This window comes from Bdellovibrio bacteriovorus (genome assembly GCF_048286975.1).
In the GTDB taxonomy this organism is placed as follows: domain Bacteria; phylum Bdellovibrionota; class Bdellovibrionia; order Bdellovibrionales; family Bdellovibrionaceae; genus Bdellovibrio; species Bdellovibrio bacteriovorus_H.
In genome coordinates this window covers 817,805-830,224 of sequence record NZ_JBLVRT010000001.1, presented here as the reverse complement: position 1 = coordinate 830,224, position 12,420 = coordinate 817,805, and the positions used below count along the sequence as shown (strand labels likewise).

Genomic DNA, 12,420 nt, shown 5'->3' with positions numbered 1-12,420 from the left:
GTCCCAGCGCTTGAGGGGAATCACGTGGAATTAAACTCGTCTTTTTGGACACTTATCAAAACAAAGATGAAAAGCCGGAACGACAACAATAAGTTGTTGGATACCTGGCTTGATCCTATTGAGTACGTGAGTACCACGGGCTCTGCGGATCGTCCGCGCCTGGTCTTAGGAGTACCCAACGCCCTTCACCAGTACTTCGTTATTGAGAACCTGCAGGATAAGATTTATACTGAAATTTCAGATACTTACGGTAAGCCGTTCGAGGTCGAGTTCAGTATTACGGGGAACAAAATAAATTCTCATATTGAGACATCTACAACCCCGGATGAGGTTCTAAGTGGTTCTGAGATCCTCCAGGCGCAATTGGCGCGTGCTCAGAATATCCAGCCTACTCAACCAAGGTCCAGTTCTGACACCTTGAACTCGGAACTGACGTTTTCGACATTTGTCGTGGGGAAAAACTCTGAGTTCGCCCATGCGGCCTGTTATAACGTCGCCCGCAACCCCGGAGCTGATGACTACAACCCTCTCTATATATATGGACCAGTGGGAATGGGTAAAACCCATCTTTTGCACGCCGCTGGAAATCATATTCGCGAACAATATCAGCACCTTAGAATTACATACATCTCAGCTGAACGCTTTATGAATGAGTGTATTTCTGCTATCCGCCGTCATGAAATGGATAAGTTCCGCCAGAAGTACCGTGAAAATTCGGACATTCTTTTGGTGGACGACGTTCAATTCATCGCCCGGGGTGAAGCGGTTCAGGAAGAATTCTTCCACACCGTGAACAGCTTCATCGACAGCCGTAAACAGGTCATCCTGGCAAGTGATCGCATGCCCAAGGATATCCACGGCCTAGAAGACCGCAGCCGCACCCGTCTGGAACGTGGTTTGATTGCGGACATCACCATGCCGGATCTGGAGACCCGTATTGCCATCCTTCGCTACAAGGCTGAAAAGTTCAACGTGCGTCTTCCTGAAGACGTTGTGAACTACATAGCCAGAATATCCAAACGTTCCATCAGAGAGCTTGAAGGCAATCTAAAGAAGGTGAAGATGTTCTCGGAGCTTCAGGGTCTGCCGATTGATCACGAACTTGTGAAGCGCATTTTGGCCCACCATGAAACCCAAAGCACGATCTCGGTTGAAGAGATTATGAAACTGGTGGCGGATCATTTTAAAGTGCGTGTTTTGGACCTTAAATCTTCAACCAGAGCCAAGCCGATTGTCGTTCCACGTCAAATCGCGATGTATCTGATTAAGAAGTTCCTGGATAAATCTTTGGTGGATATCGGCAAGTCTTTTGGAGGCAAAGATCACACAACTGTGATGAATGCTCTGGAACGGGTCAAGAATCTACAGGCGGCAGACCAGGATATCGCCAAGGATATCGAAGACTTGGAACAAAGAATCCACAATATCACAGGGGTGTGAATGTGGACTGTGGAAAGAGTTGTGGAAGAGTTTGGGGCTTAAAATGTGGATCTGAGTTACCCCCAAAAAAGGCTCAAAAACTGCAAAGTTGTACAGAGTCTTTATCCACAAATGTTTTTTAGTGTTTACATGGACTTAGGGGATTTGTTAGGTTTTCCACGCCCCTACTACTACTACTAGATATTTATATATATAGAATTAGTTAATAAGAGCGTTCAAAAGAGGGTCTTTCATGAAATTAGAGATTGATAAGCGAGATCTGTTAAGTCTTATCGGAAAAACACAGAACATCGTTGAGAAGCGCAATACCATGCCCATCCTCATCAACGTTTTGCTGGAAGCTGATCAGAACACTTTGAAAGTTTTTGCCACCGATCTGGAAGTCAGCCTTACCGATCAAATCAAAGTACAAGTTCACCAGGCCGGTAAAGTAGCCGTCAGTGCAAAAAGTCTTTTTGACATCGCCAAGGAACTTTCTGAAGGTCCAATCACTTTGATCAAAAAAGAAAACAACTGGCTTGAAATCAAACAAGGCAAGTACACTTCCAAAATCGTTGGTATCTCTGCTGAAGAATATCCGATCTTCCCTACTTACAACTCTCAAGCTTTCATCAAAATTCACGCACAGGTGCTGAAAGAGATGATTGATAAAACGATTTACTCTGTATCCACAGACGAAACTCGTTACCACCTGAACGGTGTGTTTTTTGAATTGAATCCTCAGACAGGTTTCAAAATGGTTGCAACCGATGGTCACCGTATGAGCCTGGTGAACAAACCTTCCGAAGACATCAAGGTTAACGCCACTCAAGGTGTGATCATTCCGCGTAAAGGTTTGCACGAAATCAAAAAGATTCTTGAAAGCATCGACGGCACTGTGGAAATAGCTGTGGAAGGCTCCCAATTCGTATTGAAACATTCATCAACAATTCTGATGATTCGTTTGATCGAAGGAAAGTACCCGAATTATCAACAGTTTATTCCACAGAAGCTTCCGCAAAAAGTGATGATCAGCCGTGATGCGTTCCTGACTTCACTAAAGCGCGTATCCCTTTTGGCGAATCAGAAATCCAAAGCGGTGTTGTTGAATTTATCCAACGGCCGTATGGAGATCTCCTCGAACAATCCGGAACTGGGAGATGCGAAGGAAGAAATCGAAGTGGATTACATGGGCGGCGAAATCAAAATCGGTTTCAATGCAAAGTACATCACCGACATCCTGACCAGCATGAACCAGGACAAAATTGATTTCGAACTGAATGATCATCTTTCACCAGGATTGATGAGACCTCACAACGACCAGACTTACACCTGCGTTGTGATGCCAATGAGAATCTAATGATTTTCGAAAGACTGCGTCTGGTTAATTTCCGAAATTATCGGGACGTGGTTTTGTCCTTCTCTCCTCGGGTGAATGTTTTCCTCGGAGAGAACGGACAGGGTAAAACAAATCTCCTTGAGGCGATGTACATGATCTCTCAAGGGGACTCCTTCCGCTACTCTGACAACTCCACGCTGATCAACTCAAACACATCCGAGTCGGTTATCCAGGCGCTGATTACTCAGAACGATCTTCATTACAAACTGAAACTGGGTCTTTCAAAAAGCCGCAAGGTTTTAACTTTGAACGACAAGCGTGTGAACTCGGCCGACATCCGGAAGATTTTTGCCAGTGTTGTCTTCAGTCCTGAAAGTCTATCTTCGATCAAAGAAGGTGCAGATCACCGCCGCGAGCTGGTGGATGAGCTGCTGGTGACCTTTGACCGAAAAAATGCCCAGTTGATCGCCGATTACCGAAAAGCGCTCAAAACGCGCAACAAGATCCTGAAGAACTTTTTGGAGGGTTTGCAGGATAAAGTGGTCACCCTGAACCTTTTGGAGTCTCTAAACCCCCAATTTGTGCGTTTAGCGACCGATTTGACCCACGCCCGCATCTCGGCATTGCACGGACTTTCCAAAGACTTCAATAATGCCATGCAATACATTTCTGGCAACTCCACTGTGGATATCTCGGTGGAATACCTTGTTTCTGATCAAAACGCGGTGAGTTTCACACGTGAAGAAGTTGAAAATGCAATCACAAAACGACTTCGCGAACTGCATGATGCAGAGCTCTCAAGCGGGACAAGTTTGGTGGGTCCTCATAAGCACGATATTGTGTTCCTATATGGGCAAAAAGACTCACGATTTTTCTGTAGCCAGGGGCAGCAGAGAGCGATCATTCTTTCTTTCAAAATGGCCCAAATTGTGTATCATAGGAAGGCTCACGGGACCTATCCTGTGCTGATGTTGGACGATGTACTTTCTGAGCTCGATAAAGCCAAAAGAGATGCACTGATTACGTTCTTACACGAGATCAATACGCAGATTTTTGTGACGACGACGGATTTCACATTGCCTGAATCATTCAGCCTCGATCAGCTCCGCGTGGTGCGCATCAAGGATGGCCAAATCCTTGAGTAGCTTTCTGCAGTTTCTCAACTGCGGAAAATGATGAACGCGACACCTTCGAATCTGTCGAGGGGTATGCAAAGCAATGAGGGGTTCCAGTGTCAACAGAAGAACAAAAATCCTATTCAGCCGATTCAATTCAGGTTCTCGAAGGTCTCGAAGCAGTTCGAAAGCGTCCCGGTATGTATATCGGTGATACTGCTTTCAAAGGCTATCACCACCTTGTGTATGAAATTGTGGATAACTCGGTAGACGAACACTTGGCTGGCTACTGCAAAAAGATCAGCGTCTCCATCAATGCCGATGAATCCATCACAGTCGAAGATGACGGTCGTGGTATTCCGGTTGCTACTCAGAAACAAACCGGCAAGTCCGCTCTTGAGCTGGTTATGACCGTTCTTCACGCCGGTGGTAAATTTGACGGCGGCGGATACAAAGTATCCGGTGGTCTGCACGGCGTGGGTGCTTCCGTTGTGAATGCGCTTTCTGACCGTGTGTCCGTGGAAGTTCAGCGTGATGGTCACTTCTGGAGACAGAACTACGAGCGTGGAAAAATCCTGGCGCCCGTGGCTCAGGGTGAAACCACCACGAAAACCGGAACGAAAGTAACTTTCAAACCGGATCGCACTATCTTCAAAGACGAAACTTTGAGTTATGACTTCACCACTTTGGCGAATCGTTTCCGTGAATTGGCGTTCCTGAATGCCGGCCTGCATATTTCTTTGACCGACGAACGCAATGGCAAAAAGCAGGACTTCCAGTATTCCGAAGGTGTGGCTGAATTTGTGAAATACATGAATCAGTCCAAAAAATCCCTGCATAACGAAGTGGTTTACTTCAAAGGCGAAAAAGACAACGTCGATGTGGAAATCGCGATGCAGTGGAATGATTCTTACTCTGAATCCATTTTCACTTACTGCAACAACATCAACACGCATGAAGGTGGTACTCACCTGGTCGGCTTCCGCGCTGCTTTGACTCGTACAACGAATGCTTATGCGACGGAAAAAAATCTTTTGAAAGATCTGAAAGCCAACCTTGAAGGTGAAGACATCCGTGAAGGTTTGGCTGCCGTTATCTCCGTGAAAGTTCGCGAGCCTCAGTTTGAAGGTCAGACAAAAACCAAGCTGGGTAATGCCGAAGTTAAAGGTATTGTCGAGGCGATGGTGAATGAAAAACTGGCAGACTGGATGGACCGCAATCCATCTGTAGCAAAAAACATCATCATGAAATGCGTGGAATCCGCGCGTGCCCGTGAAGCTGCCAGAAAAGCCCGTGATTTGACTCGTCGTAAAACCGTTTTGGATGGCGGTTCTCTGCCAGGTAAAATGGCGGACTGTCAGGAACGTGACCCGGCTCTTTGTGAATTGTACCTGGTGGAGGGTGACTCCGCAGGTGGTTCCGCGAAACAGGGACGCGACCGTCGCACGCAGGCGATTTTGCCGTTGAAAGGTAAAATCCTGAACGTTGAAAAAGCGCGTTTTGACAAAATCATTTCCTCGGAAGAGATCAAAGTCATCATCTCCGCTTTGGGGACCGGCATCGGTAAAGACAATGTGAACGTGGATAAAATCCGCTATCACAAAATCATCATCATGACCGATGCTGACGTGGATGGATCCCACATCATGACTTTGCTTTTGACGTTCTTCTATCGTCAGATGCCTATGGTGCTTGAACGTGGTTATGTGTATATCGCACAACCACCTTTGTACCGTGCGAAGAAAGGCAAAGAGGAAACTTACCTGAAAAATGAAGCGGCTTTGACTGAGTATCTTCTGAGCTCGGGCCTGGGTAACTTCAAAATCAAAGGCAAAGAATCCCTGCCGGAAAAAGATCTGCGTCAGTTGATCCTGAACATCCAGCGCTTCAACGATCTTCTGCGTGTTTCTTCCAAGAAATACGACAAGGACGTTCTGTACTTCCTGCTAAGCAAAGTCACCGATTTTGAAAAAACCTTCACAGACGCGAAAAAAATCGAACAGGTTCTTACAGACCTGGGTGCGTGGGTTAATTCTGATCAGACTTTAGGTATCACCGAATACAAAGGTGAAGTTAAAACCGAAGCTGAAACCGGAAAAATGTATGCTGACATCTACACCGTTCGTTATGCCGACCGCATGACAACAAAATTCAGCACAGACAATCTGCGTTCTTCCGAGATCATCGAGCTTAGAAAAATCTGGGCCGATATCCAGGCGATCAGCACCTTGCCTTTGACGATTCTGGAAGGTGAAAACGAAGTTCAGTTTGAGAACTACAACGACTTCTACACTCACGTTATGGAATCCACGAAAAAAGGAATCTACATCCAGCGCTATAAAGGATTGGGAGAGATGAATCCGGAGCAGTTGTGGGAAACCACTCTGAACAAGGAAAACAGAACTCTTCTGAAAGTGACTATCGACGATGCCGTTGCCGCCGACGAAACCTTCTCCATCCTGATGGGGGAAATGGTTGAACCTCGTCGTCAATTCATCCACGACAACGCATTGTTGGCACGAAGCCTGGACGTTTAATTTTTTAAGGGATTTGAAATTTTATGGAAAATAATCAAGAAGAAAAAGGCGTCACGTTAGTTGATATCAGCAAGGAGATGCGCGGAGCCTATCTGCAGTACTCCATGTCGGTGATCGTGGGCCGTGCCCTGCCGGATGTTCGTGACGGTTTGAAACCGGTTCACCGCCGTGTCTTGTTTGCTCAAAGTGAAATGAACAACCGCCACAACAGACCGTATTTGAAGTCGGCCCGTGTGGTCGGCGACGTGATCGGTAAATATCACCCGCACGGTGATGCTTCCGTTTACGATACCATGGTTCGTATGGCCCAGGACTTCTCCCTGCGCTACCCGCTTGAGGATGGTCAGGGGAATTTCGGTTCCATTGACGGTGACTCTCCGGCAGCCATGCGTTACACCGAGATCCGTTTGACCGCTTTAGCTGAAGAGCTGCTGAACGATCTGGAAAAGGAAACTGTTTCTTTCGGTCCGAACTACGATGACTCTTTGTTGATCCCGACGGTACTTCCATCCAAGTTCCCGAACTTGCTGGTGAATGGTTCTGCGGGTATCGCGGTGGGTATGGCGACGAACATTCCTCCGCACAATCTGGGCGAGGTTATCGACGGATGTATCCATCTGATCGGAAACCCTGACTGTCAGATCGAAGATCTCATGCAACACATCAAGGGTCCGGACTTCCCGACTTGCGGTGTGATCGCCGGCCGTGAAGGTATCTTGCAGGCTTATAAAAAAGGCCGTGGTATCGTCACTATCAAGGCGGTTGCGGAAATCGTTCAGGTCAAAGACCGTGAAGAAATCATCATCACCGAGATCCCGTACCAGGTGAATAAAGCCAAGCTGATTGAAAGCATGGCGGACCTTGTTCGTGACAAACAAATTGAAGGTATTTCGGACATTCGTGATGAGTCTTCCCGCGAAGGCATGCGTATCGTTGTTGTTCTGAAACGCGGTGAAAATGCCAGCGTGATCCTGAACAGACTTTACAAGTACACTCAGATGCAGACGAGCTTCGGTATCATCATGCTGGCGCTGGATGCGAAAAACCAGCCAGTGACTTTCGATCTGAAAGGCATGCTGGAAGCGTTCGTGGATCATCGCCGTGACGTTGTTACGAAGCGTTGTATCTTCGAACTGAAAAAAGCCCAGGAGCGCGCGCACATCCTGGAAGGTCTGAAAAAAGCCCTGGATCACATTGAAGAAGTGATCAAAACCATCCGTGCTTCCAAAGAGGCTAACGCCGCTCGTGAAGCGTTGATGTCGAAATTTGAATTCTCTGAAAGACAAGCCATTGCGATCCTGGAAATGCGTTTGCAGCGCTTGACCGGCCTGGAGCGTGACAAGATCGTTGCGGAACTGGCTGAGTTGATGAAACAAATCGACTGGTTGAAATTCGTTCTTTCTGATGTTCGCGAGATTTACAAAATCATCGTGAGCGAACTGGAAGAAGTGAAAAAACGCTACGCCGATCCAAGACGCACTCAAATCACCGGTGACCTGAGTGATCTGGAAGACGAAGACCTGATTGCCGATGAGCCGATGGTTGTGACTGTGACCAACACAGGCCTGATCAAACGTATCCCGGTCGAGGAATACCGCGTGCAAAAACGTGGCGGTAAAGGTCTGAAAGGCATGGAGACCAAGGACGAAGACTACGTAACGGACATCTTCTCTGCGAGCACCAAAACCATGCTGTTGGTCTTCACCGACAAGGGTAAAGTTTACTGGTGTAAAGTTCACCGTCTGCCTCTGGGCTCCAGAACTTCCAAAGGGAAGTCTTTGGCGAATGTGGTTCAGCTTTCCAATGGTGAAAGTGTTCGTGCGATTCTGCCGGTGAATGAATTCAGCGAAAATAAATACGCTGTGATGCTGACTGAAAAAGGCGTGATTAAGAAGACATCTTTGGATGCCTTCGCGAATCCTCGTACTGCAGGTATCATCGCATTGACCACGGATCTTGATGACGGTGTGATTGATGTGAAGATCTCTGATGGTCAGAGCGATATCTTCATTGCGACCAAAGAAGGTATGTCCATCCGCTTCAACGAGGCAGATGTGCGCGAGATGGGCCGTACTGCCCGCGGCGTGAAGGCAATCACTTTGGCAAAAGACGATATCGTGGTGGCAATGGAAGTTCTTGAGAAGAACACCAAAGACACCATCTTGATGGTGACCTCCAAAGGTTATGGTAAACGTTCGGAAACGGGCGAATACCGCATCCAGTCCCGTGGCGGTGTGGGTATCATCACTCAGAAAACGACAGACAAGGTCGGTCTGGTTATCGGCACCAAAAAAGTCGCTGACAACATGGAACTTATTCTTTCCACCGATAAAGGACAGGTTATCCGCATGAAAGTGACGGACATCTCGGTTCTGGGCCGTAACACTCAAGGTGTGCGCCTGATCAATATCGATGAGAAAGACGAAACCGTGACTGGCGTGGCGGTAGTGGCTGAAGACGAAACGGCGACAGAGGAAACTCCGGCACCGGAAGGCGCACCACACTAATATGATCAGAGCCTTGCTGGTCGTCCTAGTCTTGGCTCTGTCCGCCTGCTCTTCGCAGGAAGAGGCGGATTTTAAACAAGCTCAAAAATCCATATCCCAGGGTCATCATCGGATCGCCCTGGGGTACCTGGACCGGGTTATCAAAAGAAACAGCACCAGCAAATTCCCTCTGGAAGCTGCCCGTGAAGCCGCAAGAATCTCGTTTTTTGAGATCAAGGACTTTAACAAAGCCATCAACTATCATCATTACATTGTTCTGCATTCAACGGATGAGGCGGAACGCCTTGAGTCCCAGAAACAGATTGCCTCGATTTATTTCAACAATCTGCAGAACTATCAAATGTCGATCATTGAATACAGCAAGCTGCAACAGATGCCCCACACGGATCTGGAAGCCGCCCAGTACAAAATGAACGTCGCGCGGGCGCAGTACTATCAGAATAACTTCTTTCAGGCCGAATCCGAGATTGATTCCCTGCTGAAACTAAAAAGTGATGACAACATCCGTTTCAGCGGTCTGATGCTGAAGGGTAATATCCTGGTGGCGAAGAAGGATTTCAAGAATGCTGCCGCGATCTTTAAGGAACTGATTGATAAGTATCCAGATAAAGCGGTTCAGGAAAACGTCGCCCTGACCCTGGCTGTTTGTTACGAAGAGAATTTGGACTTTAAGAGTGCCATTGCCGTGCTTGAAGAGCATCGGGGCAAGTACAACCCTCCTGAGTACATCGAACTGCGAATCAAGCGCCTGCAGGAGCGTATGAAGAACGCTCCAGGAGCGAAAGGGTTCAGGAAGTAATGAAAAAGTATATAATCTTTGCATCCATCGGCTTTGAACTTGTCGGTTTGATCCTGGGATGTTTTTACCTTGGCCAATATCTTGATCAAAAGTACCAAACCAAGGGTCTGATCTTTGCCGGATTAAGTCTTGCGTGTTTGGTGGGCTGGTTGGTCAGGGTCGTCTGGTTGCTGAATCGAATTCAGAAGCAAGATGAGAAAGAATCAGAATCCAAGAAACCACCCGGGACGCCATGAAATATGTACTTGCCATTCAAGCCCTCACCACCCTCCTTGGGGGCGTCCTTCTGTGGCTTTTTGCCGCGCCACAACAGAGCTATTCCTTCATTTCAGGCGCTTTGGTCATTTTGGTGAGCTTTTTCCTGATGGGATGGGCCTGGGGATTGATCTTCAGTAAGAAATTGGTTGCCCTAGCCATCGGGATCATTGTATTTAAGTACGCGATTTTAGGGATTATTATCTTTAAGCTTGTAGACCAAACTTGGTTCGACACTTTGTGGTTCGCACTAGGGGTCGCAAGTTTTATTCTTTCAGCGCTGGGATATGCGGTGAAAGAAGCCTTAAGAGAAGGAAAAGAAGATGTCATTTAACTGGACACAATTGGTTCCGGGTGTTGGTCACGAGTATGCACACGTTGCGACTCTGGGTATTGCCACTGTAGCAGCAGTAGGTATCGGTGCAGCTGCACGTGCTTCTCTGGGTAAAGGTGAAGCTGCTGTATTGCCAGCAAGCAAGTTCTCTTTGCGCGGTATCTTCGAGCTTCTGACTGAGATGACTTCCGGTCTGGCTGACATGGTTATCGGCGAGCACGGAAAACACTACATCCCGTTCTTCGCTTCCGTGTTCTTCTTCATCTTGTTCAACAACTTGTTGGGCATGATCCCGGGTATGACTCCGGCAACTGAAAACATGAACACCACATTCGGTTTCGGTGTGTTGATGTTCCTGTTCTATAACTTCCAGGGTGTAAAAGAAAACGGACCTGTTGCTTACCTTAAGCACTTCATGGGCCCGGTGATCTTCCTGGCTCCATTGATGTTTGTGATCGAGATCGTTTCCCACATCGTTCGCCCATTCTCTTTGGGTCTTCGTCTTGCGAACGTTATGATGGGTGACCACACGGTTCTTTCCGTGTTCCTTGATCTGGTTCCAATCGGTGTACCAATTCCATTCTACGTGATGGGATTGTTCGTATGCTTTGTTCAGGCTTTTGTATTTACTTTGCTTTCAATGGTCTACGTGGCATTCGCGATTGCACACGATCACTAAAAGGCAAATTTTTAAACCATAAGGAGTTCCACATGAAAAAAATGATCATCGCAGCTATCGCTATGTTCGCATCTTCTTCCGCTTTCGCTCAAGAAGCAGCTGTTGCAGTTACTGAAACTGTAGTTGCTAACTCTGACCGCGGTCTTGTTGCTATCGCAGCAGCTCTTGCAATCTCTATCTCTGTATTCGCAGGTGCAATGGCTCAAGGTAAAACTGCTTCCACAGCTTTGGAAGGTATCGCTCGTAACCCAGCGGCTTCTGGTAAGCTTTTGATCCCAATGATCTTGGGTCTAGCTCTTATCGAATCCCTAGTAATCTACGCTTTGATCATCGCTTTGGGCTTGAAATAATTCAGGCTTGATCTCTTGATCAAGAAGGCCGGTTTAACGGTCTTTAGAAACCCACAACTTTCATCGGTTGTGGGTTTTTTATTTTGTGTCGATGAATTCTAATACGCGGGCGTAAGCGACTTTTTCAGTCCGGTGCTTTCATACACTTTCACACCGTCTCTCTTTAACTCTTTGGCCTGATGGCAGACGTTCTTAAGTTCTGACAACAAGTTCTGATCTTGTGCCGTAAGAGTCTTTGCCAGATCCACACAGTCTTCCAGAATCAAACGCAAAGCCTCCTGGGCCTTGAAGGACGTATTATAAACGTAACGGTCACTGCGTTCGGTGTCTTTGTGAGTAAAACCGTGAGGCTTGTGAGTCACATGGTAATTGCGCAGAAGTTTCTCGATGGTGGTTTCTTCAAGGCTAGCGGAGCGCTCAAAGAAAATCTGCATTTTCGCGTAAAGAACAAAGCTCTGGATCGTGCGTTTCTTGTGCTCCTCATCACGGTATCCTCCCAAGTTGCGAAAGGACTCTTTGGCGTCAAAGAAGTCCTCTTGCGCGTCTTCAGAATGCATCAGGTGCATGGATTCCCGGGTGTCATCTTCCATCAAACGAGCGCGATCAAACAGGTAGTGCGCAAACTCGTGAATCACCGTCCAGTCATCCACACTTTCAATCAATAGAATGGTCGGCTTTTTCACTGTGTAAGCATAATTGGTTTCGGTCATGTACTGACCGATGGCACCTTCCGAGAAAAGCTTGATAAACTTGGCGGGAATAATGTCCTCCGTGGCATACGGAAGATACGGCACGGTGATGGGAAGATTTTCCGGATCCTTCACGGCGTAGACATCAATACCGAAAGACTGCACGTAGGTGATTTTTTCCTTTAGCGACATATGCAGCATCGGGGTCAGCAGATTCAGCTGGATGTTCTTTTCAAAGTCCACGGTCGTACAGTCCTGGCAGTCCGCCATAGACACGGAAGCGCTAAAAACCACAGAAAGAATCACAGCCGCCAGTCGAATCAGAGCCATCACTTCACCTCGTGGCGTTTTAAATGCAAATGATATGACAGCTTAAAAGCCCTAGATTTCAGGATAG

11 protein-coding genes are annotated in these 12,420 nt (G+C 47.2%); 10 read left to right on the top strand and 1 reads right to left on the bottom strand.

Annotated elements, in window-relative coordinates; genetic code table 11:
• The first annotated feature begins 66 nt into the window (after positions 1-66).
• The 10 genes from dnaA (at position 67) to ACNQKP_RS04050 (ending at position 11,334) form a co-directional block, all read left to right on the top strand.
• Positions 67-1,440, top strand: coding sequence for a chromosomal replication initiator protein DnaA (gene dnaA, locus ACNQKP_RS04095; protein ID WP_417863001.1), 1,374 nt, complete (start codon positions 67-69; stop codon positions 1,438-1,440).
• 232 nt (positions 1,441-1,672) lie between these two features.
• A complete protein-coding gene (dnaN, locus tag ACNQKP_RS04090) occupies positions 1,673-2,779 on the top strand; it encodes a DNA polymerase III subunit beta (RefSeq protein WP_011162627.1) in 1,107 nt (368 codons plus the stop codon).
• Entirely contained in the window at positions 2,779-3,903 is a 1,125-nt protein-coding gene (recF, locus tag ACNQKP_RS04085) for a DNA replication/repair protein RecF (protein ID WP_417862999.1), read from the top strand. The genes dnaN and recF overlap by 1 nt, the downstream gene beginning before the upstream one ends.
• Positions 3,904-3,989: 86 nt before the next feature.
• The gene (gyrB, locus tag ACNQKP_RS04080; protein WP_417862997.1) at positions 3,990-6,410 is read left to right on the top strand and encodes a DNA topoisomerase (ATP-hydrolyzing) subunit B; all 2,421 of its coding nucleotides are present in this window, start codon (positions 3,990-3,992) and stop codon (positions 6,408-6,410) included.
• Positions 6,411-6,433: 23 nt separating this feature from the next.
• The gene (gene gyrA, locus ACNQKP_RS04075) at positions 6,434-8,917 is read left to right on the top strand and encodes a DNA gyrase subunit A (RefSeq protein ID WP_417862995.1); all 2,484 of its coding nucleotides are present in this window, start codon (positions 6,434-6,436) and stop codon (positions 8,915-8,917) included.
• A 1-nt stretch (position 8,918) separates the two neighbouring features.
• Complete coding sequence (locus ACNQKP_RS04070; RefSeq protein ID WP_417862993.1) at positions 8,919-9,716, top strand: tetratricopeptide repeat protein; 798 nt, start codon at positions 8,919-8,921, stop codon at positions 9,714-9,716.
• Positions 9,716-9,952: an AtpZ/AtpI family protein gene (locus tag ACNQKP_RS04065; RefSeq protein ID WP_088563748.1), complete on the top strand. Its 237-nt coding sequence runs from the start codon at positions 9,716-9,718 to the stop codon at positions 9,950-9,952. Before ACNQKP_RS04070 ends, ACNQKP_RS04065 begins: the two co-directional genes overlap by 1 nt.
• The gene (locus ACNQKP_RS04060; protein WP_041576707.1) at positions 9,949-10,305 is read left to right on the top strand and encodes a hypothetical protein; all 357 of its coding nucleotides are present in this window, start codon (positions 9,949-9,951) and stop codon (positions 10,303-10,305) included. The genes ACNQKP_RS04065 and ACNQKP_RS04060 overlap by 4 nt, the downstream gene beginning before the upstream one ends.
• The gene (atpB, locus tag ACNQKP_RS04055) at positions 10,295-10,984 is read left to right on the top strand and encodes a F0F1 ATP synthase subunit A (protein WP_011162634.1); all 690 of its coding nucleotides are present in this window, start codon (positions 10,295-10,297) and stop codon (positions 10,982-10,984) included. Before ACNQKP_RS04060 ends, atpB begins: the two co-directional genes overlap by 11 nt.
• A gap of 41 nt (positions 10,985-11,025) precedes the next feature.
• Positions 11,026-11,334 (top strand): ATP synthase F0 subunit C, encoded by a 309-nt coding sequence (locus tag ACNQKP_RS04050; protein WP_417862992.1) that lies wholly within the window; start codon positions 11,026-11,028, stop codon positions 11,332-11,334.
• A gap of 98 nt (positions 11,335-11,432) precedes the next feature.
• Here ACNQKP_RS04050 and ACNQKP_RS04045 read toward each other — a convergent pair whose 3' ends face one another.
• Complete coding sequence (locus tag ACNQKP_RS04045) at positions 11,433-12,353, bottom strand: hypothetical protein (RefSeq protein ID WP_417862991.1); 921 nt, start codon at positions 12,351-12,353, stop codon at positions 11,433-11,435.
• Between the last annotated feature and the right edge of the window lie 67 nt (positions 12,354-12,420).